Below are 25,260 nucleotides of genomic sequence, written 5' to 3' on the forward strand. Positions count from 1 at the left end.
GTTAACGTTTTCCGCTGTGCAGCCAGAACGGCTCCTGCGAAATGGCCTCGTTACGGAAATGCTCAATCTCAATATGCTGACGGGTTTCAATGGCATGCTTCAGTCCCTGCCAGTTTTCCAGCCAGGCCTGGGCCTTTGCGCCGTCATAAGCGCCGGAAAGCAGCAGCATGCTGTCGACGTTGCGCGAAAGGCGGGGAAGCTGATCGCCATACTGGTCGCCCAGCGGATAGGCAAACGTGGTCTTCAGCTCAGCGGCATGGCGGGAAAGATGAATATCCGCGAAGCGTTTGAAGTTTTCCGCAATTTTGGCCTCTGCCTTCGCATCCAGGAACGGGCGCCAGCCGCGCGTCACCAGGAACTCGGTCAGCGCCAGTTTTGCCGTCGCGGTTTGCGGGCTGTAGATTGCCGTTTGCGCAGAGACGTCGGAAAGCATCAGCGTTTCGGTCTGCGTCAGCAGATCGCGTAAGTGAGCGCTCGCTTTTCGAGGAACGATACCGCCAAAGAGCGTCAGGGTATGGCGCACCAGGGCAATCGCCGCCAGCACGTGGGATTTGGCGTTTTTCACGTTTCGCACCCACAGCTCTTCGTGATACTGCCACTGAGAAAGCGCCAGCTCCAGCGCGGCTTCCAGGCCCTGTTCAACGCTGGCTTTCGGCGCAACGTGCAAGATGGTCGTCTCTTTCAGCACGCGCGGCGCATTCCCGGCGGCCAGATGGTAACCCCGAGCGGCTTTGCTCAGGCTCCCCTGACGTAATCCGGACTGGTTCACCAGCCTGCGCGCCAGCTTCAGCACGTCATTCGCGTCCCCTTCCAGCAGCTCAAGCTCCAGTTCGCAAATCGGCTCCTGACACTCTCCCGCCTTCACGTCACCCAAATCCAGGGCAATTTCGATGCGGCTTTTGCCTTCCGTCACCAGCCATTTTTCACGCCAGAAATCGGTGCTGAACAGCGGTTGCACCTGCTCCGCCAGCGTGGAAGGCAGCTCGCCTTCCGGCCAGACTTCGGTCGGGAAACGTTCCAGCTCAAGTTCTGGCTTACTGATGTCGATATTGTATTCCGGACGCTGATGCAAACCGCCGACCACGCGGCCGGCAATTTTCATCGTCATCTCGTAGCGACCGCTCGCACCGCGGATGCGCAGCCCCATATCGTGGCGGCGCAGCCAGTTGTCCGGCGTTTCGTAATAGATATTAAGCAGTTGTACCGGTGCATGGTGTTCGCCGGAAAGCGTATGCAGATGCTGGCGGAGTGCGTCAACGCTGTCTTTTTCGACGATAAATTTTAATTCGATTTCCTGAGCCATAGCCTTGTACTTTTGCGGGCGTCACAGACGCGTCAATGAGGGCGAACTTCCTCGCCATTTGTTTGTCAGTACATAGTATTTTGCGCCAAATTGCCATGCAATGAGCAATTTGACGGGCGTAAATGTGTAGAGTCGTGACACAGATGATTCTGATTGCTGATGAATGCTTTGCGTAGAGACACTGTTGCCACTACTATCGTTCCACTATTTATGAAAATAACGACTAATGATGCTTAAATTACGCCTGATTGGACTAACTTTACTCGCTTTTAGCGCCGCAACCGCCGTGCACGCTGAAGAGAAGCGTTACGTTTCTGACGAACTGAACACCTGGGTACGCAGTGGCCCTGGAGACAATTATCGCCTCGTGGGTACGGTAAATGCCGGCGAGGAAGTCACTCTGTTACAGACCAACGCGGACACCAACTACGGTCAGGTGCGCGACAGTACCGGTCGTACCTCATGGATCCCGCTGAAACAGCTGAGCACCGTGCCAAGCCTGCGCACCCGCGTCCCGGATCTGGAAAACCAGGTGAAAACCCTGACCGACAAGCTGAACAATATCGACGGAACCTGGAACCAGCGCACCGCTGAAATGCAGCAGAAGGTCGCGCAAAGCGACGGCGTGATTAACGGCCTGAAAGAAGAAAACCAGAAACTGAAAAATGAGCTGATTGTCGCGCAGAAGAAAGTGAATGCCGCTAATCTGCAGCTCGATGACAAACAGCGCACCATCATCATGCAGTGGTTCATGTATGGCGGCGGCGTGCTGGGCGTTGGTCTGGTACTGGGTCTGGTTCTGCCGCATCTGATCCCAAGCCGTAAGCGTAAAGACCGCTGGATGAACTAATTCGTCTTCTCTGCCAGACTTACGTATCATTCTGGAAAAGAGAAAACGGGAGTGTAAGGCGTGAAGAGTTATCTGGTCGGTGGTGCGGTACGTGATGCGTTGTTAGGTCTGCCGGTCAAAGATAAAGACTGGGTGGTGGTTGGCGCCACCCCTGAAGAGATGCTCAACGCGGGCTACCAGCAGGTAGGCCGCGATTTTCCCGTGTTTTTGCACCCGAAAAGCCGCGAAGAGTACGCCCTGGCGCGTACCGAGCGGAAATCGGGCTCGGGTTATACCGGCTTCACCTGCTATGCCGCGCCGGACGTCACGCTGGAGCAAGATCTCCTGCGCCGCGATCTCACCATCAACGCGCTGGCGCAGGACGAGAACGGCCAGATCGTTGACGCTTATGGCGGCCAGAACGATCTGCGCAACCGTCTTTTACGTCACGTTTCCCCCGCGTTTTCTGAAGATCCGCTCCGCGTGCTGCGCGTGGCGCGCTTTGCCGCGCGTTACGCGCATCTCAGCTTCCGTATTGCCGATGAGACAATGGCGCTGATGACCGCCATGACCGAGGCGGGCGAGCTTGCACACCTGACGCCAGAACGCGTCTGGAAAGAGACGGAAAATGCTCTCACCACGCGCAACCCGCAGGTCTTTTTCCAGGTCCTGCGCGACTGCGGCGCGCTGAAGGTGCTGTTCCCGGAAATAGACGCGCTGTTTGGCGTTCCCGCCCCGGCGAAATGGCATCCGGAAATTGATACCGGCGTGCATACGCTGATGACGCTCAGCATGGCGGCCATGCTCAGCCCGGACGTGGACGTGCGCTTTTCCACCCTGTGCCACGATCTCGGCAAAGGCTTAACGCCAAAAGAATTCTGGCCTCGCCACCACGGGCACGGCCCGGCTGGGGTGAAGCTGGTCGAGGGGCTGTGCCAGCGTCTGCGCGTCCCGAACGAGATCCGCGATCTGGCGAAACTGGTCGCCGAGTTCCACGACCTGATCCACACCTTCCCGATCCTGAAGCCGGCCACCATCGTTAAGCTTTTCGATAACATCGACGCCTGGCGCAAACCCCAGCGCGTGGAGCAAATCGCGCTCACCAGCGAAGCGGACGTGCGCGGTCGTACCGGGTTTGAAGCGTGCGATTACCCGCAGGGTCGTTTGCTGCGTAACGCCTGGGACGTGGCAAAAGCGGTGCCGACGAAAGACGTCGTCGACGCGGGATTCAAAGGACCGGAGATTCGGGAAGAGTTGACGAAACGGCGAATTCAGGCGGTATCGGACTGGAAGGAAAAGCATTGCCCTCAGCCGAAAGACTGAGGGCCATCGGTCAGAAGAAGACCACGTACACCGCAGCCGCCACGATAAAGCGATAGATCGCGAACGGAATAAACGAGATACGCTTAATCAGCTGCAGGAAGGTTTTGATGGCAATCAGCGCCACGATAAACGCGGTGATGAAGCCAACGGCGAACATTGGAATGTCGCCAGCCGTCAGGAAGTGATAGCTCTTATAGACGTCGAGTACGGTGGCCCCCATCATCATCGGCACCGCCAGCAGGAACGAAAACTCCGACGCGGCATAACGGCTCACGCCCATCAGCATCCCGCCAGAAATCGTTGCGCCTGAACGCGAGAAACCCGGCCACAGCGCCAGACACTGGAAACAGCCAATGATAAACGCCTGACGATACGTCATATCGTCCAGGCCTTCCGCGCGCGGCGTCTTTGGCTTCAGCACTTCCGCGGCGATCAGCAGGAACCCCCCCACCACCAGCGCGTACATCACGTTAATCGGGTTAAACAGAGACTTGATGGCGTCATGGAAAACCAGGCCCAGCACCACCGCAGGGACCATCCCGAGCAGGATATGGATGAGCGTCAGACGACCGGTGCCTTCACCTTCGCGCTGAGGAAGACGACCAAAGTGGATGCCGATCAGACCAAACAGACGACGCCAGAACATCACCACCACCGCCAGAATCGAACCCAGCTGAATGACCACTTCGAACGTCTTTGCGGTATCGCCTTCAAAGCCCAGCAGATGGCCAACGATAATCATATGGCCCGTACTGGAAACGGGTAAAAATTCCGTCAATCCTTCGACCACACCCAGTATTGCCGCCACCAGCAGCGAGTGCATATCGCTCATCTATAAACCCCTAAAAAGAAATAAAAAAACGGTCGCCCCAACGGCTACCGTGAAAGATACAGCTTTAAGACCGGTATAACCTAAAATGGTTTAGCTATTATGACGTTAAATCTGTCCTTTCAGATTTGTGCCACGCTCGATGATGACGCCGACATTAGCGGCTCGCGCCACCGCGCCCGGCTTGCTCAGCTTGATGCGCACCCACGGCGAATTGAATTTGGTCAGCAGCAGTTCCGCCACTTCCTCCGCCACCCGCTCGACCAGCGCAAAGCGTTGCCCTTCAACGTGGCCGATGACCGTTTCACTGATGTCGGCATAGCTCAGACAATCGTTCACGTCATCGCTTTTTGCCGATTTGCGGTTATCCCAGCCCATTTCGATATCGAACACCAGCTTCTGCTCGATGGTCTGTTCCCAGTCGTAAACACCAATCGTGGTGATTACCGAAAGTTGCTCTATAAATACAATATCCATCACGACCTGCCTGCTTTTTGGCTAAACCGGATACCACTTCCGGCGAATTATGCGTATTATCCACAGATGCTGAGAATACAGATACATTTTCAAAACGGAACAGCGTTATGAGTGCAATCGCGCCTGGAATGATCCTCCTCGCCTACCTTTGCGGCTCAATCTCCAGCGCCATTCTGGTCTGCCGCATCGCCGGGTTACCTGACCCGCGTGAAAGTGGTTCCGGGAACCCGGGAGCGACCAACGTACTACGAATTGGCGGCAAGGGAGCAGCCGTAGCGGTTTTGATTTTTGATGTTCTGAAAGGGATGCTACCCGTCTGGGGCGCGTATGCGCTGGGCGTTACGCCGTTCTGGCTGGGGCTCATTGCCATTGCAGCCTGCGTTGGTCATATCTGGCCCGTCTTCTTCGGCTTCAAAGGCGGCAAAGGCGTTGCGACAGCTTTTGGCGCCATTGCGCCCATCGGCTGGGATTTAACCGGCGTCATGGCCGGCACCTGGCTGCTGACCATTCTTTTGAGCGGCTATTCGTCCCTGGGCGCCATTGTCAGCGCGCTGATTGCCCCGTTCTACGTCTGGTGGTTCAAACCCCAGTTTACCTTCCCGGTGTCGATGCTCTCCTGCCTTATCCTGCTGCGGCATCACGATAATATTCAGCGCCTGTGGCGTCGCCAGGAGACCAAAATCTGGACGAAGCTCAAGAGAAAGAAAAAAGACGCTCCAAAGGGTTAGTTATGCCTTATAGCCAAATGTGATTTTGGCCACCTTCTGCCTGTGGTAACTGTTAGAGACACAACACAACCACGTTAGAAGAAAATGGCAGACATTACAGACACCACTCCCCTTTCAACACCACAACATTCAGCAAATGGCGACATCCAGTGGGTGCGCAGCGCCGCTGACGTCTCGCGGCTGGTCAATGACGGTTCTCAGGGACGGGCAAATGCGCGCATCGTCATCGGTATCGCGCTGGGCGGGATTTTCCTCGATGCCTACGACCTCGGCGCGCTGGCGTTCGGCATAAAAGACATCACCCGAGAATTTAACCTTACGCCGGCAGGCACCGGCATGGTGGCCTCGGCCATTACCTTTGGGGCCATTGTCGGGGCGCTGCTCGGCGGATACCTCACGGACAAGATTGGCCGCTACCGGGTCTTTATGGCCGACATGCTCTTCTTCGTGGTGGCCGCCATCGCCTGTGCGCTGGCACCTAACGAATACGTGCTGGCGGGCGCCCGCTTTGTGATGGGGCTCGGCGTGGGGATCGACCTTCCCGTGGCGATGGCATTTTTAAGCGAGTTTGCCAGACTCAAAGGCCCGGGGAATAAGGCCTCCAGCGTCGCGATGTGGTGCCCCACCTGGTATGCCGCCATCAGCATCTCGTATCTCCTGGTGCTCTTCTTCTACGCCGTGCTGCCGGAAAGCCACAGCGACTGGCTGTGGCGTTTGATTCTGGGCTTCGGCGCGGTGCCGGCGCTGGTGATTATCGCCATCCGTAGCCGCTATATGAGCGAGTCGCCGGTCTGGGCGGCGAATCAGGGCAACCTGAAAGAGGCAGCCTCGATCCTGCGCCAGTCCTATAACATCAACGCCCACGTGCCGCAGGACGCGCTCAGCCAGCCCGCCCCCGTCGTCAATAAAGCGAAATGGTCTAACTACCTGAACCTGTTTCGCGGCATCTATTTACGCCGCACGACGCTCGCCACGCTGCTGTCCGTCGTCTCGTCGTTTGCCTATAACGCCGTGGCGTTTGGCCTGCCGGTGATCATCTCCAGCTTCTTTGTCCAGTCGATGCTCACCACCATTCTGATTTCTCTGGTGCTTAACCTGCTGTTTGCCTTCGTCGGCGGACTGCTGGCGGTACGCTACGTGCCGCGCTTCGGTGCCTGGCGGATGTCGCTTGCGGGCTACGCCTGCCAGCTGGTCGCGCTGCTCGGGCTGGCGCTGGTGGGACGGCCTGAAGGCGCAGCGGAAGGTGTGGTTGCCGTCGGCATGCTGGCACTGTTCCTGTTCGGTCAGGGCTTCGGCCCGGGTGCGCATACCATGACGTTTGCCTCGCTGAGCTACCCGACCTCGCTGCGAGGCGTCGGCGTGGGTCTCAACCAGACGCTGATGCGCAGCAGTTCCACGCTGTCGCTGTTCCTGTTCCCGCTGCTGGTCGCCTCCCTCGATACCGCCGTGTTCTGGGTGATTGCGCTGGCGCCGTTTATCGGCCTGGCCTCCCTGCTGGCGATCCGCTGGGAACCGTCCGGGTACGACGTAGATGCGGAGGATTACCGCTAATGATCTCGCTTCGGTGGGTTAACCCCACCGAAGGGTTCTTACAAATCATCCAGCAGCGTTCGGGAAAGTTTTTTCAACATCTCAAGCTCTTCATCATTCATCCGCATGCTGCAGCGAATCTGGTCCGGCAGCGCCATCACCTGCTTTTTCAGTGCGTTAGCCTTCTCCGTCAGAACGACATTTTTCATTCTTTCGTCACCCACAACCGCGACACGGTTGAGAAACCCCTTTGCCTCAAGCTTTTGTACCAGCGGGGTCAATGTGCCCGAATCAAAAAACGTCTTATCGCTGAGATCGCGAAGTGGAATGTTGTCTTTCTCATAAAGCGCCATCAAAACAACAAATTGCGGATAGGTCAGATCCATTTCCTGCAATAAGGGACGATATTGCCGTACGAACGCGTTGGTGACCGAGTACAGTGAGAAGCAAAGCAAATCATCTAATGTCTTGTTTTCTTTCATTTCTCTATCCACCCTGAGTCAGTCTTATAAAAAAAATTATAAATAAAGTTTGACTAAAAGTATCTTGCGCGCAAGTATTACATCAACAACTAAATAGCGCGATACTTAAAGAACGTCACCGTTTAACACTCGCTTAAAGAGGTACTACCATGAAAACATTAACCGCCATCCTGGTTTCTTCCGTATTCGCGTCTGCCGCAGCGTCCGCTCACACCCCCAATACCCCTACCCCGACCGCAGGCGTACAGGCATTTCTTAATGTTCTCAATTCAGGCAAGGGTAAGCCAATGGAGCAGATGACTCCGCAGGAGGCCCGCCAGGTACTTATCGGCGCGCAGCAAGGCGCAAAACTGCCGCCCGCTCAGGTTTCTGAAAAAACGATCCAGGTTAATGGCCAGGCGATCAAACTGAAAATAGTAAAACCTGAAAACGCCAGCGGCACGCTCCCGGCATTTATGTTCTTCCACGGCGGCGGCTGGGTGCTGGGTGATTTCCCAACCCACGAACGCTTAATCCGCGATCTCGTTCGCGCCTCAGGTGCCGCAGCGGTTTACGTTGATTACACGCCGTCACCTGAGGCCCATTTCCCGGTAGCCATTCATCAGGCCTATGAAGCGACTAAATGGGTAGCCGGGCACGGTCAGGAAATTGGCGTGGACGGTAGCCGTCTGGGTCTGGTCGGTAACAGCGTGGGCGGTAATATGGTGGCTTCCGTGGCGCTGCAGGCAAAACAGTTCAATGGGCCAAAAATTCGCTACAACGTCATGCTCTGGCCTGTTACCGATGCGAATTTTGATACTGCCTCGTATAACCAGTTCGAGAACGGCTATTTCCTGTCGAAAAACATGATGAAATGGTTCTGGGATAACTACACCACCAACGCAGCCGATCGCAACAATATCCTTGCCTCTCCGCTTCGCGCCAGCGCCGCGCAGCTGAAAGGCTTCCCGGAGACGCTGATTCAGACAGCAGAGCTGGACGTTCTGCGGGATGAAGGTGAAGCATTCGGGCGTAAACTGGATGCGGCTGGCGTCCCGGTGACCGTCACGCGCTATAACGGCATGATCCACGATTACGGCCTGCTCAATCCACTGAGCGAAGAGCCTACGGTCAAGGTTGCTCTGGAGCAGGCTGGCGCAGCGCTGCATGAACACCTGAAATAACAGCATCGCGATGTTTGTCAGACAGCACGCCCCCCCGGGGCGTGCTTTTTTGTTTCGTCTTAACCGCCATCCATAAGCGACTCATATGACAGCCTTCAATTCTGCCAGGGCATACTGAAACGACCCCGATGATGAGCAGATGGATGCAGCATGTTAGCAGCTCAGGTCACTGATAATACGTATAAAGGCTGGCAGGCGTCGCTTGCCCTGCAGTTTTGTCACACCCCTGAGAAAACCCTCCTGCACTCCGCTCATCACCTCGGGCCGCTTACCGTTCAGCGGCCGTTTTATCCTGAAGGCGAAACCTGCCACCTCTATCTGCTGCATCCACCCGGTGGCGTTGTGGGCGGCGATACGCTGGATATTTCTGTCCGGCTGGACGCCAACAGCCACGCGCTCATCACCATGCCCGGCGCCAGCAAGTTTTATCGCAGCAGCGGCCCGCAGGCCTGCCTCAATCAGCACTTTTATCTTGATGATGGATCCACGCTCGAGTGGCTGCCGCAGGACACCATTGTCTTTCCCGGCGCGAATGCCGCGCTGCGCTCCGTCTTCCACCTGAAGGCCTCCAGCACGCTGCTGGCGTGGGAGCTGTACTGCCTGGGACGACCGGTGATCGGTGAAACCTTCAGCCACGGCACGCTGGAGAGCCGCCTTGAGGTCTGGGTCGACGACGTGCCGCGCCTGATTGAGCGTCAGCATCTCAGCCATGGCGATCTTACGCCCGTTGCCGGGCATCCGTGGCTCGGCACGCTGCTGTTCTATCCGGCCGGGGAAACGCATCTCGACACGGTGCGCGAGCGGCTCGCATCGCTGGAAAATTTTGCTGGCGCAACGCTCACTGACGATCTGCTGTCGGTGCGTTTTCTCTCCCACGATAACCTGATTTGTCAGCGGGTGATGCGCGACGTCTGGCAGTCGCTTCGCCCGCTTCTCACCACCAAAACCGCCTGTTCGCCGCGTATCTGGCAGACATAAGAGAAACGTTATGGAACTGACCCCCAGAGAAAAAGACAAGCTGTTGCTGTTCACCGCCGCGCTGGTTGCCGAACGCCGCCTTGCGCGCGGGGTTAAGCTCAATTACCCGGAATCGGTCGCGCTGATCAGCGCCTTCATTATGGAAGGCGCGCGCGATGGCGAAACCGTCGCCTCGCTGATGGAGGCGGGCCGCCACGTTCTGACGCGCGACCAGGTAATGGAAGGCGTCCCGGAGATGATCCCGGATATTCAGGTGGAAGCGACCTTCCCGGACGGCTCCAAGCTCGTCACCGTCCACAATCCGATCGCCTAAGGAGCGCGTGATGGTCCCAGGTGAATATCAGATCCAGCCCGGCAATATCGCCCTCAACGTCGAGCGTGAAACCCGGCGCGTCATCGTCGAAAACCACGGTGACCGGCCGATCCAGGTCGGATCGCACTACCACTTTTACGAGGTCAACCCGGCGCTGAAGTTTGACCGGGAAACCACCAAAGGCTACCGGCTGAATATTCCGGCGGGCACCGCCGTGCGTTTTGAACCCGGCCAGAAGCGCGAAGTGACGCTGGTTGAGGTTACGGGCGCACAGCGCATAGTCGGTTTTCGCGGCGAGGTGATGGGAGAGGTGAAACATGGCTGAGATTTCGCGCCGGGCTTACGCCGATATGTTCGGCCCTACCACCGGCGATAAGGTGCGGCTGGCCGACAGCGAGCTGTGGATAGAAGTGGAAGACGATCTCACCACCTACGGCGAAGAGGTCAAGTTCGGCGGCGGGAAGGTGATCCGCGATGGCATGGGTCAGGGACAGATGACCGCAGACGACTGCGTGGATCTGGTGCTCACCAACGCGCTGATCGTCGATCACTGGGGGATCGTGAAGGCCGATATCGGCGTGAAGAACGGGCGGATCTTTGCCGTCGGCAAAGCCGGCAACCCGGATATTCAGCCCGCCGTAACGATCCCGATTGGTGCCGCGACGGAAGTGATCGCCGCCGAAGGGAAGATCGTTACCGCCGGCGGGATCGACACCCACATCCACTGGATCTGCCCGCAGCAGGCGGAAGAGGCGCTGGTCTCCGGCGTCACGACGATGATCGGCGGCGGTACCGGACCGGCGGCGGGCACCAACGCCACCACCTGCACGCCGGGGCCGTGGTATATCGCCCGCATGCTGCAGGCTGCCGATACCCTGCCGGTGAATATCGGCCTGCTCGGCAAGGGCAACGGTTCCAACCCGAACGCTCTGCGCGAGCAAATCGCCGCTGGTGCCATCGGGCTGAAGATCCACGAAGACTGGGGCGCGACGCCTGCGGCCATCAACTGCTCGCTGGAGGTGGCCGAAGAAATGGATATTCAGGTGGCGCTGCACAGCGACACGCTGAACGAGTCCGGATTTGTGGAAGACACGCTGGCCGCCATTGGCGGGCGCACTATTCACACCTTCCACACCGAAGGGGCGGGCGGCGGCCACGCGCCGGATATTATCACCGCCTGCGCGCACCCGAATATTCTGCCCTCTTCCACCAACCCGACGCTGCCCTACACGGTCAATACCATCGACGAGCATCTCGACATGCTGATGGTCTGCCACCACCTCGATCCGGATATCGCCGAGGACGTGGCGTTTGCCGAATCGCGCATTCGCCGTGAAACCATCGCCGCTGAAGACGTGCTGCACGACATCGGCGCGTTCTCGCTCACCTCGTCAGATTCGCAGGCAATGGGCCGCGTAGGGGAAGTGATTATCCGCACCTGGCAGGTGGCGCACCGCATGAAGGTCCAGCGCGGCGCCCTGCCGGAAGAGACCGGCGAAAACGACAACTTCCGCGTAAAACGCTACGTCGCTAAATACACCATTAACCCGGCGCTGACCCACGGCATCGCCCATGAAGTGGGCTCCATCGAGGCGGGCAAGCTGGCGGATCTGGTGGTCTGGTCCCCGGCGTTCTTCGGCGTGAAGCCTGCCACCATCGTCAAGGGCGGGATGATCGCCTGCGCGCCGATGGGCGATATCAACGCCTCTATTCCTACGCCGCAGCCGGTGCACTACCGCCCAATGTTTGGCGCGCTGGGCGCCGCTCGCCACGCCACACGGCTGACGTTTGTCTCGCAGGCCGCCAGCGCCAACGGCATACCACAACGGCTCAACCTGCAAAGCGCCACGGCGGTAGTGAAAGGCTGCCGGACGGTGAAAAAGGCGGACATGATCCACAACGGACTGCAGCCGAATATCACCGTCGATTCGCAAACCTACGAGGTGCGCGTCGACGGCGAACTGATTACCAGCGAACCGGCTGACGTTCTGCCGATGGCGCAACGCTATTTCCTGTTTTGAGGAGTAATGATGATCTATTTAACCCAACGCCTTGACCATGCACACCCGATTACCGCCAGCGTCACGCTGCCGATTGACGTGCGGGTGAAAAGCCGCGCCCGCGTGGCGCTGAACGACGGTCGCGAAGCCGGGCTGATGCTGCCGCGCGGCCTGCTGCTGCGCGGGGGCGACCTGCTGACCACCGACGACGGCAGCGAGGTGATCGAAGTGATCGCCGCGCCGGAGTCCGTCTCCGTGGTGCGCTGCGCCGATCCGTTCCTGCTCGCCCGCGCCTGCTACCACCTGGGCAACCGCCACGTGCCGCTGCAGGTCATGCCCGGCGAGCTGCGCTATCACCACGATCACGTTCTCGACGATATGCTGCGCCAGTTCGGGCTGGAGGTGACCTACGCCAGCCTGCCGTTTGAACCGGAAGCGGGCGCGTATGCCAGCGATGCCCACAGCCATAGCCATTCTCACGCCCATTCACATTAAGGATCCATCATGCGTAAGTATTTACCGCTGTTACTGCTGGCCGTTTCCGTACCCGCGCTCGCCCACCCCGGCCACGGCACCGACAGCTTTCAGGCCGGTTTTCTCCACCCTCTGACCGGGCTCGATCACCTGCTGATGCTGACCGGCGCAGGCGTGCTCTCGGCGCTGAGCGGCCGCAAGCTCCTGCTGCCGTTTGCCACCCTCGGGATGATGCTTGTCGGCGCCATTGCGGGCAGCCTGCTCGGCGGCTTTAGCGGCATGGAGATGCTAATTATCGCCTCGCTGGCGGTCTGCGGCGTGATGATGTTTAAAACCGAAAACCGCCTGCTGCTGGCGGTACCGGCTCTGGCGATGTTCCACGGCTGGGCGCACGGGGTGGAGATGTCCGGCCACAGCTTCTGGCTCTTCACCAGCGGCTTTATGTTCGCCAGCGCCACCGTGCTGTGCGCCAGTTTCGCCGCAGGCTTTTTGCTGCGCCGTCACGACGGCCTGCGTAAAACCTTCGGCGGCGGGCTGATCGTCTCTGCCCTGCTGGCGTTGATGAGCTAATGGACCTTTCCCGCCAGCGGCTGCGCCTGATGCAGCTCTCCAGCAGCAGCCTGCCGGTCGGGTCGTTTACCTGGTCGCAGGGGCTGGAGTGGGCCGTTGAAGCCGGCTGGGTTGCCGACGCCGGGGCCTTTAAGCGCTGGCAAATCCAGCAGATGGAGCAGAGCTTTTTCTGCGTCGATCTGCCGCTGTTTCTCCGTCTTTATCAGGCCTGTGAGCAACGCGATCTTACACACGCAAAACGCTGGACGGCATACCTTCTCGCCTGCCGGGAAACGCGCGAGCTGCGAGAAGAAGAGCGAAACCGCGGGGCGGCCTTTACGCGACTGATTAAGAGCTGGGAGCCGGATTGTCCGCCCGAATGGCTGCCGCTGTTTATGCAAAGCCAGCTCTGCGGCATGGCATGGCTCGGCGTGCGCTGGGGTATTGGCGTGCGCGAGCTGGCGCTGAGCCTCGGCTACAGCTGGATGGAGAGCGCGGTGATGGCAGGCGTCAAGCTGGTGCCGTTTGGGCAGCAGGCGGCGCAGCAACTGATTATCGAACTGAGCGACCATTTTGCCGCCCGGTTTGAACAGGCATTTTTATGCAGTGACGACGAGATAGGCGCGGCGACGCCGCTGTCCGCCATCGCCTCTGCGCGGCACGAAACCCAATATTCACGACTATTCCGTTCCTGAGGAAGCAACATGGCTGATTACAAACATCCCCTGCGCGTGGGCGTGGGTGGCCCGGTGGGGTCGGGTAAAACCGCGCTGCTGGAAGCGCTCTGCAAAGCGATGCGCGACACGTACCACCTGGCGGTGGTGACGAATGATATCTACACCAAAGAGGATCAGCGCATCCTGACCGAAGCGGGCGCACTGGAGCCGGAGCGCATCGTCGGCGTGGAGACCGGCGGCTGCCCGCATACCGCCATTCGCGAAGATGCCTCGATGAACCTGGCGGCGGTAGAAGCGCTCAGCGAGAAGTTCGGCAATCTGGATCTGATCTTCGTTGAAAGCGGCGGCGATAACCTGAGCGCGACCTTCAGCCCGGAGCTGGCGGATCTCACCATCTACGTCATCGACGTTGCCGAAGGGGAAAAAATCCCGCGCAAGGGCGGGCCGGGGATCACCAAATCCGATTTTCTGGTGATCAACAAAACCGATCTTGCGCCATACGTTGGGGCGTCGCTGGAGGTGATGGAGCGCGACACCAACCGCATGCGCGGCGAGCGTCCGTGGACGTTTACCAACCTGAAGGCGGGTGACGGTTTAGCGACGATTATTGCGTTTCTGGAAGAGAAAGGGATGCTGCGGGTGTAGTCCTATGATCCCCTCTCCCTGTGGGAGAGGGTTAGGGTGAGGGTTACGCCTCCGGCAGTTCCGCCAGCGGCCAGCGCGGACGCACGGACACGCTGAGGTCAGACGTTGCGCCCGCATTCAAGCGCACCATACCCGCGTAAGCGATCATCGCGCCGTTATCGGTACAGAATTCCGGACGCGCATAGAACACTTCCCCGCGACGCTTTTGCATCATCTCGGCGAGCTTCGCGCGCAGCGTACGGTTGGCGCTGACGCCACCGGCCATTACCAGGCGCTTAAAGCCAGTCTGATCCAGCGCGCGCTTGCACTTGATCATCAGCGTATCGACTACCGCATCTTCGAATGCACGGGCGATATCGGCGCGGGTCTGCTCGCTGTCGTCATTATTGCGGATAGTATTGGCCGCGAAAGTTTTCAGGCCAGAGAAGCTGAAATCCAGCCCTGGACGATCGGTCATCGGACGCGGGAAGACAAAGCGCCCTTCCGTTCCCTGCGCCGCCATTTTGGATAGCATCGGGCCGCCCGGGTAATCCAGCCCCAGCAGCTTGGCGGTTTTGTCGAACGCTTCACCGGCGGCGTCGTCGATCGACTCGCCCAGCAGCTCATACTTGCCAATGCCGGTCACGCTGATCAGCTGGGTATGCCCACCCGAAACCAGCAGCGCCACAAACGGAAACTCAGGCGGATTATCTTCCAGCATCGGCGCCAGCAAATGCCCTTCCATATGGTGAACCGGAATGGCCGGAACATCCCACGCGAAGGCCAGCGAACGGCCAACCGTTGCGCCGACCAGCAGCGCGCCGACCAGGCCAGGGCCCGCGGTATAGGCCACGGCGTCGATATCGTTTGCACTCAACCCGGCCTCTTTCAGCGCCGCCTGAATCAGGGGAACCGTTTTACGCACGTGGTCACGAGAGGCCAGTTCAGGCACGACGCCGCCATAGTCAGCGTGCAATTTCACCTGACTATACAGCTGGTTGGCCAGAAGGCCTTTTTCGTCGTCGTAAATAGCGATGCCGGTTTCATCGCAGGATGTTTCAATACCCAGTACACGCATGACTTGTTTTACCTCGTTTCAATACCGCGCAGTGTAGAGCCTGGGCGGGTTGATGTAAAACTTTGTTCGCCCCAGGAAGAAGGCTCGTGTATACTCCTCACCCTTATTAAAGTCCCTTTCAAAATCGCATCGGTGCTTTACAAAGCAGCAGCATTTGCAGTAAAATTCCGCACCATTTTGAAATAAGCTGGCGTTGATGCCAGCGGCAAACCGAATTTATTAAAGGTGAGAGTTACATGCCGGTAATTAAAGTACGTGAAAACGAGCCGTTCGACGTAGCACTGCGTCGCTTCAAACGTTCATGCGAGAAAGCAGGTGTTCTGGCTGAAGTTCGTCGTCGTGAGTTTTATGAAAAACCAACGACCGAACGTAAGCGCGCTAAAGCTTCCGCTGTGAAACGTCACGCGAAGAAACTGGCTCGCGAAAACGCACGCCGTACTCGTCTGTACTAATTGGTTGAGGGCCTCAGCCCTCAATTGACAGACAGAGTAATAGTCGTAAGGCCGTGCTTCCGGAAGGAATGCGCGGCTTGTTTTCGTTTATGAGTCGCTAAAAATAACGGGGCATATGGCCGGAAGAATCCCACGCGTTTTCATCAATGACCTGCTCGCCAGAACCGACATCGTCGATCTCATCGACGCGCGGGTAAAGCTGAAAAAGCAGGGCAAGAATTACCATGCGTGCTGTCCGTTCCATAACGAAAAAACCCCCTCCTTCACCGTAAACGGTGAAAAGCAGTTTTACCATTGCTTCGGCTGTGGTGCTCACGGTAATGCCGTTGATTTTTTAATGAACTACGACAAGCTCGAGTTCGTTGAAACCGTCGAAGAGCTGGCGGCAATGCATAACCTTGAAGTGCCGTATGAAGCAGGCAGTGGGCCAAGTCAGATCGAGCGCCATCAACGGCAAACGCTGTATCAACTGATGGATGGCCTGAATTCGTTTTACCAACAGTCTCTTAAGCACTCTGCGGCTGAGCCTGCGCGTCAGTATCTGAACAAGCGTGGACTGAGCGACGATGTCATTGCGCGTTTCGCTATTGGTTACGCCCCGCCCGGCTGGGACAACGTGTTAAAGCGTTTTGGCGGCAATAGCGAAGATCGTAAGTCTCTCATCGATGCAGGCATGCTGGTCACCAACGACCAGGGACGAAGCTACGACCGCTTCCGCGAACGGGTGATGTTCCCAATCCGCGACAAGCGTGGCCGGGTAATTGGTTTTGGTGGTCGCGTGCTGGGTGATGCCCTGCCGAAGTACCTCAACTCCCCGGAAACCGATATTTTCCATAAGGGCCGCCAGCTCTACGGCCTTTATGAGGCGCAACAGAACAACGCGGAACCTCCGCGTCTTCTGGTCGTCGAAGGGTATATGGACGTCGTTGCGCTGGCGCAGTACGACATTAACTACGCGGTGGCGTCGTTAGGAACGTCCACGACGGCGGATCACATCCAGCTGCTGTTCCGCGTGACCAACAACGTGATTTGTTGTTACGACGGAGACCGCGCCGGACGCGACGCCGCCTGGCGCGCGCTGGAAACCGCCCTCCCCTACATGACCGACGGCCGTCAGCTGCGCTTTATGTTTCTGCCCGACGGTGAAGACCCGGATACGCTGGTGCGTAAAGAGGGTAAAGCGGCGTTTGAAGCGCGGATGGAGCAGGCTCAGCCGCTCTCCACGTTTTTGTTTAACAGCCTGATGCCGCAGGTCGATTTGAGTACCCCTGACGGGCGCGCGCAGCTCAGTACGCTGGCGCTGCCGTTAATCAGCCAGGTGCCCGGCGAAACGCTGCGCATCTATTTGCGTCAGGAGTTAGGCAACAAGCTCGGCATTCTGGATGACAGCCAGCTTGAACGTTTAATGCCTAAACACGCTGAAAACGGTGCGGTTCGCGCCGCGCCTCAGCTAAAACGCACAACCATGCGTATACTGATAGGGTTGCTGGTACAAAATCCCGAGCTTGCACCGCAGGTGCCGTCGCTGGCGGGTTTGAACCACGAAAAATTGCCCGGACTTGGCTTATTTTCAGAACTGGTCAACACTTGTTTGTCTCAGCCAGGTCTGACCACCGGACAACTTTTAGAGCATTATCGCGGCACAAAAGAGGCCGCTACCCTTGAAAAATTGTCGATGTGGGACGATATAGCAGATAAGGACATTGCAGAAAAAACGTTCACCGACTCACTCAACCATATGTTTGATTCGATGCTTGAGCTGCGCCAGGAAGAGTTGATTGCTCGCGAGCGTACGCACGGTTTGATCAGCGAAGAACGCCGGGAGCTCTGGATGATAAACCAGGAACTGGCGAAGAAATAAACGAATTTAACGGCTTAAGTGCCGAATATCGATCGGGAAGCCCCCGGCAGCCGCACTGAGAGGCAGCGGCAAAAATATAAGTACGCCCTCGCTTTAAAGGTTGGCAGCCCCATCGCCGACACCAATCAAACGAATTAAGTGTGGATACCGTCTTATGGAGCAAAACCCGCAGTCACAGCTGAAACTTCTTGTCCAACGTGGTAAGGAGCAAGGCTATCTGACCTATGCCGAGGTCAATGACCATCTGCCGGAAGATATCGTCGATTCAGATCAAATCGAAGACATCATCCAAATGATCAATGACATGGGCATTCAGGTGATGGAAGAAGCACCGGATGCCGATGATCTGTTGCTGGCTGAAACCTCCAACAACACTGACGAAGATGCGGAAGAAGCTGCTGCACAGGTACTGTCCAGCGTGGAATCTGAAATCGGGCGTACCACTGACCCGGTCCGCATGTATATGCGCGAAATGGGTACCGTTGAACTGTTGACCCGCGAAGGCGAAATTGACATCGCAAAACGCATCGAAGACGGGATCAACCAGGTTCAGTGCTCTGTTGCCGAGTACCCGGAAGCGATCACCTATCTGCTGGAGCAGTACGATCGCGTTGAAGCGGAAGAAGCGCGCCTGTCTGACCTGATCACCGGTTTCGTCGACCCGAACGCTGAAGAAGATATGGCCCCTACCGCCACTCACGTCGGTTCTGAACTGTCTCAGGAAGAGATGGATGATGACGAAGACGAAGATGAGGAAGAGAGCGACGACGACACCGCGGATGATGACAACAGCATTGACCCGGAGCTGGCGCGTGAGAAGTTTGCCGAGCTGCGTACCCAGTACGAAGTGACGCGTGACACCATCAAAGCGAAAGGCCGCAGCCATGCCGCCGCTCAGGAAGAGATCCTGAAGCTGTCTGAAGTGTTCAAACAGTTCCGCCTGGTGCCAAAACAGTTCGACTACCTGGTGAACAGCATGCGCGTGATGATGGATCGCGTTCGTACCCAGGAACGCATCATCATGAAGCTGTGCGTTGAGCAGTGCAAAATGCCGAAGAAGAATTTCATCACCCTCTTCACCGGCAACGAAACCAGCGAAACCTGGTTCAACGCCGCTATCGCGATGAACAAGCCGTGGTCTGAAAAATTGCACGACGTGAAGGACGATGTGCATCGCGGCCTGCAGAAGCTGCATCAGATTGAAGAAGAGACCGGCCTGACCATTGAGCAGGTTAAAGACATCAACCGTCGTATGTCCATCGGTGAAGCGAAAGCCCGCCGTGCGAAGAAAGAGATGGTTGAAGCGAACCTGCGTCTGGTTATCTCTATCGCCAAGAAATACACCAACCGTGGTCTGCAGTTCCTGGATCTTATTCAGGAAGGCAACATCGGTCTGATGAAAGCGGTAGACAAATTTGAATACCGTCGTGGCTACAAGTTCTCCACCTACGCAACCTGGTGGATCCGTCAGGCTATCACCCGCTCTATCGCGGATCAGGCGCGCACCATCCGTATTCCGGTGCATATGATTGAGACCATCAACAAGCTCAACCGTATTTCACGCCAGATGTTGCAGGAGATGGGCCGCGAGCCGACGCCGGAAGAGCTGGCCGAGCGCATGCTGATGCCGGAAGACAAGATCCGTAAAGTGCTGAAGATCGCCAAAGAGCCAATCTCCATGGAAACACCAATCGGTGATGATGAAGATTCGCATCTGGGTGATTTCATCGAGGATACCACCCTCGAGCTGCCGCTGGACTCAGCCACCACCGAGAGCCTGCGTGCCGCCACGCACGACGTTCTGGCTGGCCTGACCGCCCGTGAAGCGAAAGTACTGCGTATGCGTTTCGGTATCGATATGAACACCGACCACACGCTGGAAGAAGTGGGTAAACAGTTCGACGTGACCCGCGAACGTATCCGTCAGATCGAAGCGAAGGCGCTGCGTAAGCTGCGTCATCCAAGCCGGTCTGAAGTGCTGCGTAGCTTCCTGGACGATTAATCCAGGTAAACAGCAAAAAGCTCCCAATCGGGAGCTTTTTTTTGCCTATTCCCTCTCCCTGTGGGCTGAGGGATCCCCACAAAATAATGCCGGCACAGACGTCCCCCTCTCCCTTGAGGGAGAGGGCTGGGGTGAGGGGGAGGGCATCAGGCCACAGAAGCCCCTAAAGCCCCCGCACCATCAGCGCCTCATCCAGTTCCCGATACGCCTCCACCAACTTATCCAGCGTCGCCCTGTTGAGCCCGCTCGGATTCGGCAGCACCCATACCTGCGTCACACCGATGGTGATGGCCTGCTTGCCCCACTGCGCCCCGCGCTGGCTGAACGCCTGCTCGTAGGCCTGCTTACCGAGGATCGCCAGCGCGGCCGGCTGATAATCTTCTATCTTTTTGACCAGCTCTCGCCCGCCGCTTCGCAGCTCATGCAGGTTAACCTCGCTCGCCTGCACCGTAGGCCGCTCGACCAGCATGGTGATCCCGCAGCGCGTATCAAGCAGGTGCTGCTCCTCTTCGGGCTTGAGTAGCCTGTCGGTAAACCCGGCCTGGTAGATCACCTTCCAGAAGCGATTGCCCGGATGGGCGAAGTGAAAACCGGTGTGCGCCGAGGACTTGCCCGGGTTAATTCCGCAGAACACCACCCTCAAGCCAGGGGCCAGAATATCGTTGATCATCTTTACTCCCGATCGATACATCGTGAGTGAAGTATAAAGGATTGATTATGCGTTGTTTATAAAAACAGCAGGCAGGTGTGAATGGCTGGATTGCTGCGGGGAGTTACTTTATAATTCACCGCCACGGCCCCTTAGCTCAGTGGTTAGAGCAGGCGACTCATAATCGCTTGGTCGCTGGTTCAAGTCCAGCAGGGGCCACCAAATTTTAGCTGTAGAATCAAATAAATAAGCCACTCATTGAGTGGCTTTTTTTATTGGTTTTTAAACAGCTGGTCGCGAAGCCGTTCGGGCTTTGCCAGCGTCGCCAGGGATCGCAATCAGACGCTCCACGGACTCCATCGTCACGAACGTACAGCTGCAGTCCACATTGGTGCACTGGTGATACCGCTCTTTGGTATTTTCACTTAAGTAGCGACTGGTACGCGCATGCGCTGAATGCTTGCACTTAGGACAATGAAACATGTACCCCTCCGTTTAATTCACATTTTGTGAATTAATAATACTCAAAAACAACGTAAAGGCAAATGAATTACTCACTGTCGACAGCAAATTTTTCGTCGGTGACGTTACGCTCAAGGTTCAGCTTCGTGGTATATCCACTCCCGCTGAGGGCATGGACCACCTCGCTGATGATCCAGCCCTGCTCGTCAATGACGCGTTTAAAGCCGTTTACCAGCACCGGCGTTTCGGGGAACAGATCGGCGCGTCCCAGCGCCAGCTGGATGGAAAAATTCACGGTACCGCGCTGAAGCGCACGCCACTTCGCCTCCGCAGCCCTCAGCGCCTGCTCTTCAGAGGCATACACCGTGGTGAGCTCAAATACGTTTTCCGCCGATCCCACCAGCATCTCTTGCGGCTTCTGCTCCTTGCCCCCTGCTCCCGCAATCGGCGCGGCGGCATCCGGGTGCTGCAGCCCCTCTGTCGCCTGCCCCTCAGGTAAACGATTAATACTCAATTGAGCATTTTGCTTTTTTGGGTCGCGCGTTTGCAGCCATTTGGCCGTCACGCCGGAGTAATTTTCACGGTCCGCGACGGAAAAAAGATGCTTATCGCCATCCCCACGTTCAATCATCATCAAGGGAATCGAGGTGCCGCCAGCCGTCACGGCCTGGCCCGCTTTCATAAAAATAACCTTGCCGGCTTTAATTGAAACAAAGGCACCGTTGCGTTCGGCCAGGCGGGTGAGAAACGCCGCGTCAGTCTCCTGAGACTGATCGATATGCGAAATAGCAATGGATGAAAGTTCTGCCGCGACGCTGGCGGTCAACTGGTTGCGCTGAGCAATGGTATTCACGATCGCGCCGATTGTCGTGTCATGCCACGACTGCTCGCGCCGCACGTTTAGCTTTCCGCGAAAATCCGCGCTGCATCCCCGAATGGTCAGCGTGTCCGGCGCGCCCCGAAACTCAATGGTATCGATCGTAAAGTTCCCTTTCTGCTCGAGCGGGGTACCCTCCCATCCCAGCCATAAGGAGAGCGTTGCCCCCCGGGCAGGCAGGTCTAACAGCCCGTCGGAATCATCCAGTTGAATATCCAGCTGATCGGCCTCCAGCCCGCGCTTGTCGGTCATGGTCAAACTGATTAGACGATGGCTGAAATTTTGCGTGATATCGCGATCGTTAAGCTTAAGCATAAAATCAGGGGCGATTTTCCCACCCGCCCGGATATTCATTTCAGCGATCATCCCGCCAGCCCTCCAATGCTATTACGTGCGCTTTCCACCAGCTCTGAGGCCTGCGTTCTCAGGTCGCCAAACATCGTCATCAGCGATTCGTCCACGCGTTTTAGCGACAGGGTAAACTCGATTTTTCGGGCGGCACCATCGCTGTAAAAATCCGTGTGCGTATGCGTGACTTTCTCAATGACAAACATGCCGTGAATGATGCCGGTGCCGTCTATCAACGGCCACGCCCGTCCTTCATTCGCCATCAGCTCGATCGCCTTCAGGGAGAGTCGCCCGCCGGTGATTTCCGGATAGAGCGTCCCTGTGAGCAAATGAGAAGTCTCACCTTCGCCAAGATACTGCCAGGCTTTGGTTTTTCCGATGCGATCGTTGGACACCCAGCGGTAGTCCTTTGAAAATTGCATTGACTGATACGGTAAGGTTCGTCGTTCAAAGACAAACAGACCCAGCACCATTAACATTTTCTCTCTCCTCAACCATACAAAAAGCTGGATTGCTGCCGTCTCGCTTTATCCTGTTCACTGCTCTCTATTGCCTCCCGGATCTGACGAGTCAGATCCATTCCGGAGGCCGTGCTCCCCTGCAGCGTGATGTTGTATTCGCTTTTACTCTGATCGACGTAAGAACGCCCTCCCGCGGCAGCCGTGGGCTGGTATCCCATGAAGCCGCTATAAACAGGTGGCTCCAGGTCCCAGGCACTGCCGGCGTCAGCAGAGGATGTGCCTTCTTTCGGCACAGCCGAGTCGATATTGCCCGACTCTTTTTTTATGACGCCGAGCTTCTCCAGCAGCCAGCTGGCCTTGCCGCTCAGGCTGTTAAAGAGATTAAGCGGCGCCATTAGCGCATCGCCCAGCGCCTGACCGAACGCCACGCCGACATTTTTGCAGCTGTCGAGCGTTTCCTGCGTTGCCTTAATCGGCGCAATCAGATCGGTAAACCACTGCCAGATCCCGCCCAGTTTTTCTGAAATGAAACCAAAGGCCTGTAACAGCGGAGCGAATAGCTCGCCCAGCGGCGCGAAGGCCGCAGAAAGCCCCTCAATCACTCCGCCAAAGAAGGCGCTGATGGGCTCCCAGTATTTAAAAATCAGCAAAGCACCGGCGGCAATTGCCGCGCCAAGGGCAATAACCGGCCAGCTAAGGGCGCCCAGCACCGTCATGATGGCACCGCCCACCACGCTGAATACCGTTCCCAACATTCCTGCGGCGGCTATGACCAGATTCAGGCCAGACAACACCGGCGCGACGACCATCCCTAAGGTGCCCAGTACGCCGGCAAATGCCTGTGCGCCGATAATCACGCTAACCAGGGTTTGCGTCAGCTCAGGGTTAGCGTTTACCCAAAGCGAAAGCGTGCCGACCCATCCCGTTGCTGTAGTAGTCAGATTGCGCAAAGCACCATCCGATTTATCAAATACATCAATCTTTAACCCGTTCAGCGCGGCCTGGAACCGGCTGATGTCGCCGTCAAGATTATCGGTCTGAACGGAAGCCGCGAGTGCGGTACTGCCCTTTGCTCCTTGCAGCTGCTGGCGTTTTTCATCAAGCGATCCATCACCCGAAGCGGAAGCCAGCACCCCCGCGGCTTTTATGGCATCCGGAGTCTGAACATGGCGCAGCATCGCGCTGAGCGCGTCCCCGGCGGCGGCACCTTTCATCCCTTTTTCCGCCAGAACGCCAAGCAGCGCGGTGGTCTCTTCAAGCCCCAGACCGGAAGCATCCGCAGCGGGCGCGGCGGAGGTGATGGCGGCCTCCATCTCAGCGAGGGTGGTATTTGAAGAGGTAAAACCGCGCGTAAGCACGTCTGCGATGCGCCCCGCATCCGAATTCGCCAGGCGATACGCGGCCTGCGTGCTGGCGATCGTATCGGCCGCTTTGGCCGCGTCGACGTTCCCCGCCAGGCTGAGGTTGACCGCTGGCGCGGTGGCCGCAAGCAGCCCATCGGCATCATAGCCTGAGCGGGCCAGCGCGTTCTGAGCCCGAACGACCGTATCCGCAGGGATGCCGGCACTGACGCTAACCTCCCGCGCCTGCTGGCGAATGGCCTCAAGCCGGGCGTCGCCCTTCTCCAGGCCAAGGCTTGCCTGTATGGCCGACATCTGCTTTTCAAAACTGATGCCGGGGGCCATAAACCGGGCCGTCTGGTCAAAGCCCGCTTTGGCCATGCCCACGCCCGCATTAGCCAGCTGATGCACCCGTGCGGCAACGCGTTTGCCTGACTCATAGCGATTCTGAACGGTACTCAGCCGCTCCTGCTGCTGGTTGACGCGGGCCAGCGCATCACGCTGTCGGTTAAGCTGCAGCGTTTTATCGCTGATGTGGGTGCGTAAACGACGCTCATCCGACGAGAGCGTGCGCGTGTTTATTCCCGCCTGGGCGAGTTCAGCGCGCTGGCGCTGCACCGCGTAGCGCAGGCTGTTGTACTCAAGCTTAAGGTCGGCTGCCGATTTTCGGGCTGCGGACAACGCATCGGCCTGGGCCTGGGTGGGGTTTTGCGTGTTCTTAAACTGCACCGCCAGCGCCGCTGCCTGCTGTTTCGCCAGGGCAAGCGACTGCTCCGTCACGGTGAGCTGGATATTTGCTTTCCTGAAGCCGTCAATACGCCCCGCCTGCTCATCGAGCGCCCCCAGCGCCGTCTGAGAATCGCGGATATCGCTCGCGAGAGTGAGGCTGGCGTTATGGAGAGCGTTAAGCGGTCGGGTTGCCCGGTCGACTGCCTTAAGCAGCTCCTGAAGACTGACATTATTACTCATGGTGGTTTCCGCTTCGCTGCAGCGCTTTTTCGCGCCATAAGAGGAGTTCGGTCACGCTCATGGAGTACAGCTCTGACGGCGGCCAGTGAAAGATCACCGCGATATCCGCCATCAGATCGTCGACCGACAGTTTTTCGGGAAATTTCAGCGAGCCGAAGCCGGTGACAAAAAACCGATCACCTTACCTGCAAAAGAGAGCAGATCGCAGGCATCCAGGCGCGCAACCTCATGCTCGGTCAGCGCCGGCGAGGTCATTCGCGGCAGCACCTTAATCAGCGCATCGACGTCAGATTGCGCCAGCGACGCCAGCGATACCCCGCGCAGGGTTCCCGCATTGGGTTTGGCGACGGTCACCTTGTCGATTTTTTGCTCGCCGCGCAGAACGGGGCTATCCAGCGTGACGATATGTGGGTTTTCACTTTCGTTCATGGCAGTCTCGTTGATGTTGTCCATTTCGTTACTCTTCAGAAAGTTAACTTACC

Annotated in this window: 28 protein-coding genes and 1 tRNA gene; 17 read left to right on the forward strand and 12 right to left on the reverse strand. The window is 57.5% G+C overall.

Features of this window, described 5'->3' with window-relative positions; all coding sequences use genetic code 11:
• Position 1: 1 nt before the first annotated feature.
• On the reverse strand, positions 2–1,303 hold the full coding sequence (locus tag M2433_RS16920; protein WP_429055979.1) for an inorganic triphosphatase: 1,302 nt from the start codon (positions 1,301–1,303) through the stop codon (positions 2–4).
• 229 nt (positions 1,304–1,532) lie between these two features.
• Here M2433_RS16920 and M2433_RS16925 point away from each other — a divergent pair, with 229 nt between their 5' ends.
• Both M2433_RS16925 and M2433_RS16930 read left to right on the forward strand, forming a co-directional pair.
• On the forward strand, positions 1,533–2,153 hold the full coding sequence (locus tag M2433_RS16925; protein ID WP_429056034.1) for a TIGR04211 family SH3 domain-containing protein: 621 nt from the start codon (positions 1,533–1,535) through the stop codon (positions 2,151–2,153).
• A gap of 60 nt (positions 2,154–2,213) precedes the next feature.
• Positions 2,214–3,455, forward strand: a complete 1,242-nt coding sequence (locus M2433_RS16930; RefSeq protein ID WP_429055977.1) for a multifunctional CCA addition/repair protein — start codon at positions 2,214–2,216, stop codon at positions 3,453–3,455.
• Positions 3,456–3,465: 10 nt separating this feature from the next.
• On the opposite strand, the gene bacA is transcribed toward M2433_RS16930, so the two are convergent.
• Positions 3,466–4,287, reverse strand: coding sequence for an undecaprenyl-diphosphate phosphatase (gene bacA / locus M2433_RS16935; protein ID WP_047347815.1), 822 nt, complete (start codon positions 4,285–4,287; stop codon positions 3,466–3,468).
• Positions 4,288–4,392: 105 nt separating this feature from the next.
• Complete coding sequence (gene folB / locus M2433_RS16940; RefSeq protein WP_059310577.1) at positions 4,393–4,761, reverse strand: bifunctional dihydroneopterin aldolase/7,8-dihydroneopterin epimerase; 369 nt, start codon at positions 4,759–4,761, stop codon at positions 4,393–4,395.
• Positions 4,762–4,868: 107 nt separating this feature from the next.
• Here folB and plsY point away from each other — a divergent pair, with 107 nt between their 5' ends.
• A complete protein-coding gene (gene plsY / locus M2433_RS16945; RefSeq protein ID WP_047347813.1) occupies positions 4,869–5,489 on the forward strand; it encodes a glycerol-3-phosphate 1-O-acyltransferase PlsY in 621 nt (206 codons plus the stop codon).
• 84 nt (positions 5,490–5,573) lie between these two features.
• Complete coding sequence (locus M2433_RS16950) at positions 5,574–7,040, forward strand: MFS transporter (RefSeq protein WP_429055975.1); 1,467 nt, start codon at positions 5,574–5,576, stop codon at positions 7,038–7,040.
• A 38-nt stretch (positions 7,041–7,078) separates the two neighbouring features.
• Here M2433_RS16950 and M2433_RS16955 read toward each other — a convergent pair whose 3' ends face one another.
• A complete protein-coding gene (locus M2433_RS16955; protein ID WP_429055973.1) occupies positions 7,079–7,501 on the reverse strand; it encodes a MarR family winged helix-turn-helix transcriptional regulator in 423 nt (140 codons plus the stop codon).
• A 149-nt stretch (positions 7,502–7,650) separates the two neighbouring features.
• Between M2433_RS16955 and M2433_RS16960 the strand changes: the two genes are divergently transcribed.
• From M2433_RS16960 to ureG, 9 genes are all read left to right on the forward strand, one after another.
• Positions 7,651–8,664 carry an alpha/beta hydrolase gene (locus M2433_RS16960; protein WP_429055971.1) on the forward strand — a complete coding sequence of 338 codons (1,014 nt, stop codon included), beginning with the start codon at positions 7,651–7,653 and terminating at the stop codon, positions 8,662–8,664.
• Between the two features lie 150 nt (positions 8,665–8,814).
• Positions 8,815–9,642, forward strand: coding sequence for an urease accessory protein UreD (locus M2433_RS16965; protein WP_429055969.1), 828 nt, complete (start codon positions 8,815–8,817; stop codon positions 9,640–9,642).
• Between the two features lie 10 nt (positions 9,643–9,652).
• Entirely contained in the window at positions 9,653–9,955 is a 303-nt protein-coding gene (locus M2433_RS16970; RefSeq protein WP_429055968.1) for an urease subunit gamma, read from the forward strand.
• A 10-nt stretch (positions 9,956–9,965) separates the two neighbouring features.
• Positions 9,966–10,280, forward strand: a complete 315-nt coding sequence (locus tag M2433_RS16975) for an urease subunit beta (RefSeq protein ID WP_429055967.1) — start codon at positions 9,966–9,968, stop codon at positions 10,278–10,280.
• A complete protein-coding gene (gene ureC / locus M2433_RS16980; protein ID WP_429055965.1) occupies positions 10,273–11,976 on the forward strand; it encodes an urease subunit alpha in 1,704 nt (567 codons plus the stop codon). The genes M2433_RS16975 and ureC overlap by 8 nt, the downstream gene beginning before the upstream one ends.
• 9 nt (positions 11,977–11,985) lie before the next feature.
• Entirely contained in the window at positions 11,986–12,450 is a 465-nt protein-coding gene (ureE, locus tag M2433_RS16985) for an urease accessory protein UreE (protein WP_429056033.1), read from the forward strand.
• 9 nt (positions 12,451–12,459) lie between these two features.
• Positions 12,460–12,999, forward strand: coding sequence for a HupE/UreJ family protein (locus M2433_RS16990; protein ID WP_429055963.1), 540 nt, complete (start codon positions 12,460–12,462; stop codon positions 12,997–12,999).
• On the forward strand, positions 12,999–13,673 hold the full coding sequence (locus tag M2433_RS16995) for an urease accessory protein UreF (RefSeq protein WP_429055962.1): 675 nt from the start codon (positions 12,999–13,001) through the stop codon (positions 13,671–13,673). Before M2433_RS16990 ends, M2433_RS16995 begins: the two co-directional genes overlap by 1 nt.
• 9 nt (positions 13,674–13,682) lie before the next feature.
• Entirely contained in the window at positions 13,683–14,300 is a 618-nt protein-coding gene (gene ureG / locus M2433_RS17000) for an urease accessory protein UreG (RefSeq protein ID WP_014071813.1), read from the forward strand.
• Positions 14,301–14,343: 43 nt separating this feature from the next.
• On the opposite strand, the gene tsaD is transcribed toward ureG, so the two are convergent.
• Complete coding sequence (tsaD, locus tag M2433_RS17005) at positions 14,344–15,357, reverse strand: tRNA (adenosine(37)-N6)-threonylcarbamoyltransferase complex transferase subunit TsaD (RefSeq protein ID WP_429055960.1); 1,014 nt, start codon at positions 15,355–15,357, stop codon at positions 14,344–14,346.
• A 236-nt stretch (positions 15,358–15,593) separates the two neighbouring features.
• On the opposite strand from tsaD, the gene rpsU reads away from it, so the two are divergent.
• The 3 genes from rpsU to rpoD all read left to right on the forward strand — a co-directional run bounded on the left by rpsU (position 15,594) and on the right by rpoD (position 19,672).
• Entirely contained in the window at positions 15,594–15,809 is a 216-nt protein-coding gene (rpsU, locus tag M2433_RS17010; RefSeq protein WP_001144069.1) for a 30S ribosomal protein S21, read from the forward strand.
• A gap of 115 nt (positions 15,810–15,924) precedes the next feature.
• Complete coding sequence (gene dnaG / locus M2433_RS17015) at positions 15,925–17,670, forward strand: DNA primase (protein ID WP_429055943.1); 1,746 nt, start codon at positions 15,925–15,927, stop codon at positions 17,668–17,670.
• Between the two features lie 154 nt (positions 17,671–17,824).
• The gene (gene rpoD / locus M2433_RS17020; protein ID WP_023309228.1) at positions 17,825–19,672 is read left to right on the forward strand and encodes an RNA polymerase sigma factor RpoD; all 1,848 of its coding nucleotides are present in this window, start codon (positions 17,825–17,827) and stop codon (positions 19,670–19,672) included.
• Between the two features lie 163 nt (positions 19,673–19,835).
• Here rpoD and mug read toward each other — a convergent pair whose 3' ends face one another.
• Complete coding sequence (gene mug, locus M2433_RS17025; RefSeq protein ID WP_059310567.1) at positions 19,836–20,342, reverse strand: G/U mismatch-specific DNA glycosylase; 507 nt, start codon at positions 20,340–20,342, stop codon at positions 19,836–19,838.
• A gap of 125 nt (positions 20,343–20,467) precedes the next feature.
• Between mug and M2433_RS17030 the strand changes: the two genes are divergently transcribed.
• Positions 20,468–20,543: transfer RNA gene (locus M2433_RS17030), tRNA-Ile, on the forward strand.
• A 60-nt stretch (positions 20,544–20,603) separates the two neighbouring features.
• Here the strand turns inward: M2433_RS17030 and M2433_RS17035 are convergent.
• From M2433_RS17035 to M2433_RS17060, 6 genes are all read right to left on the reverse strand, one after another.
• Positions 20,604–20,804 carry an ogr/Delta-like zinc finger family protein gene (locus tag M2433_RS17035; RefSeq protein WP_429055941.1) on the reverse strand — a complete coding sequence of 67 codons (201 nt, stop codon included), beginning with the start codon at positions 20,802–20,804 and terminating at the stop codon, positions 20,604–20,606.
• A 67-nt stretch (positions 20,805–20,871) separates the two neighbouring features.
• Positions 20,872–22,026 (reverse strand): phage late control D family protein, encoded by a 1,155-nt coding sequence (locus M2433_RS17040; RefSeq protein ID WP_429055939.1) that lies wholly within the window; start codon positions 22,024–22,026, stop codon positions 20,872–20,874.
• On the reverse strand, positions 22,023–22,487 hold the full coding sequence (locus tag M2433_RS17045; protein WP_429055938.1) for a phage tail protein: 465 nt from the start codon (positions 22,485–22,487) through the stop codon (positions 22,023–22,025). Before M2433_RS17045 ends, M2433_RS17040 begins: the two co-directional genes overlap by 4 nt.
• 11 nt (positions 22,488–22,498) lie before the next feature.
• Positions 22,499–24,778 (reverse strand): phage tail tape measure protein, encoded by a 2,280-nt coding sequence (locus tag M2433_RS17050; protein WP_429055936.1) that lies wholly within the window; start codon positions 24,776–24,778, stop codon positions 22,499–22,501.
• Entirely contained in the window at positions 24,771–24,890 is a 120-nt protein-coding gene (locus tag M2433_RS17055; protein WP_429055934.1) for a GpE family phage tail protein, read from the reverse strand. Before M2433_RS17055 ends, M2433_RS17050 begins: the two co-directional genes overlap by 8 nt.
• A gap of 32 nt (positions 24,891–24,922) precedes the next feature.
• On the reverse strand, positions 24,923–25,231 hold the full coding sequence (locus M2433_RS17060) for a phage tail assembly protein (protein ID WP_063432375.1): 309 nt from the start codon (positions 25,229–25,231) through the stop codon (positions 24,923–24,925).
• Positions 25,232–25,260 lie beyond the last annotated feature (29 nt).

Source organism: Enterobacter sp. AC1 (assembly GCF_050434705.1).
GTDB classification, from domain to species: domain Bacteria; phylum Pseudomonadota; class Gammaproteobacteria; order Enterobacterales; family Enterobacteriaceae; genus Enterobacter; species Enterobacter cloacae_L.

Excerpts from the sequence above, each read along its gene's own strand:
- M2433_RS16920 (WP_429055979.1), bottom strand. The coding sequence starts at position 1,303 with ATGGCTCAGGAAATCGAATTAAAATTTATCGTCGAAAAAGACAGCGTT.
- M2433_RS16925 (WP_429056034.1), top strand. The coding sequence starts at position 1,533 with ATGCTTAAATTACGCCTGATTGGACTAACTTTACTCGCTTTTAGCGCC.
- bacA (WP_047347815.1), bottom strand. The coding sequence starts at position 4,287 with ATGAGCGATATGCACTCGCTGCTGGTGGCGGCAATACTGGGTGTGGTC.
- folB (WP_059310577.1), bottom strand. The coding sequence starts at position 4,761 with ATGGATATTGTATTTATAGAGCAACTTTCGGTAATCACCACGATTGGT.
- plsY (WP_047347813.1), top strand. The coding sequence starts at position 4,869 with ATGAGTGCAATCGCGCCTGGAATGATCCTCCTCGCCTACCTTTGCGGC.
- M2433_RS16950 (WP_429055975.1), top strand. The coding sequence starts at position 5,574 with ATGGCAGACATTACAGACACCACTCCCCTTTCAACACCACAACATTCA.
- M2433_RS16955 (WP_429055973.1), bottom strand. The coding sequence starts at position 7,501 with ATGAAAGAAAACAAGACATTAGATGATTTGCTTTGCTTCTCACTGTAC.
- M2433_RS16960 (WP_429055971.1), top strand. The coding sequence starts at position 7,651 with ATGAAAACATTAACCGCCATCCTGGTTTCTTCCGTATTCGCGTCTGCC.
- M2433_RS16965 (WP_429055969.1), top strand. The coding sequence starts at position 8,815 with ATGTTAGCAGCTCAGGTCACTGATAATACGTATAAAGGCTGGCAGGCG.
- M2433_RS16970 (WP_429055968.1), top strand. The coding sequence starts at position 9,653 with ATGGAACTGACCCCCAGAGAAAAAGACAAGCTGTTGCTGTTCACCGCC.
- M2433_RS16975 (WP_429055967.1), top strand. The coding sequence starts at position 9,966 with ATGGTCCCAGGTGAATATCAGATCCAGCCCGGCAATATCGCCCTCAAC.
- ureC (WP_429055965.1), top strand. The coding sequence starts at position 10,273 with ATGGCTGAGATTTCGCGCCGGGCTTACGCCGATATGTTCGGCCCTACC.
- ureE (WP_429056033.1), top strand. The coding sequence starts at position 11,986 with ATGATCTATTTAACCCAACGCCTTGACCATGCACACCCGATTACCGCC.
- M2433_RS16990 (WP_429055963.1), top strand. The coding sequence starts at position 12,460 with ATGCGTAAGTATTTACCGCTGTTACTGCTGGCCGTTTCCGTACCCGCG.
- M2433_RS16995 (WP_429055962.1), top strand. The coding sequence starts at position 12,999 with ATGGACCTTTCCCGCCAGCGGCTGCGCCTGATGCAGCTCTCCAGCAGC.
- ureG (WP_014071813.1), top strand. The coding sequence starts at position 13,683 with ATGGCTGATTACAAACATCCCCTGCGCGTGGGCGTGGGTGGCCCGGTG.
- tsaD (WP_429055960.1), bottom strand. The coding sequence starts at position 15,357 with ATGCGTGTACTGGGTATTGAAACATCCTGCGATGAAACCGGCATCGCT.
- rpsU (WP_001144069.1), top strand. The coding sequence starts at position 15,594 with ATGCCGGTAATTAAAGTACGTGAAAACGAGCCGTTCGACGTAGCACTG.
- dnaG (WP_429055943.1), top strand. The coding sequence starts at position 15,925 with ATGGCCGGAAGAATCCCACGCGTTTTCATCAATGACCTGCTCGCCAGA.
- rpoD (WP_023309228.1), top strand. The coding sequence starts at position 17,825 with ATGGAGCAAAACCCGCAGTCACAGCTGAAACTTCTTGTCCAACGTGGT.
- mug (WP_059310567.1), bottom strand. The coding sequence starts at position 20,342 with ATGATCAACGATATTCTGGCCCCTGGCTTGAGGGTGGTGTTCTGCGGA.
- M2433_RS17035 (WP_429055941.1), bottom strand. The coding sequence starts at position 20,804 with ATGTTTCATTGTCCTAAGTGCAAGCATTCAGCGCATGCGCGTACCAGT.
- M2433_RS17040 (WP_429055939.1), bottom strand. The coding sequence starts at position 22,026 with ATGATCGCTGAAATGAATATCCGGGCGGGTGGGAAAATCGCCCCTGAT.
- M2433_RS17045 (WP_429055938.1), bottom strand. The coding sequence starts at position 22,487 with ATGTTAATGGTGCTGGGTCTGTTTGTCTTTGAACGACGAACCTTACCG.
- M2433_RS17050 (WP_429055936.1), bottom strand. The coding sequence starts at position 24,778 with ATGAGTAATAATGTCAGTCTTCAGGAGCTGCTTAAGGCAGTCGACCGG.
- M2433_RS17055 (WP_429055934.1), bottom strand. The coding sequence starts at position 24,890 with ATGGCGGATATCGCGGTGATCTTTCACTGGCCGCCGTCAGAGCTGTAC.
- M2433_RS17060 (WP_063432375.1), bottom strand. The coding sequence starts at position 25,231 with ATGGACAACATCAACGAGACTGCCATGAACGAAAGTGAAAACCCACAT.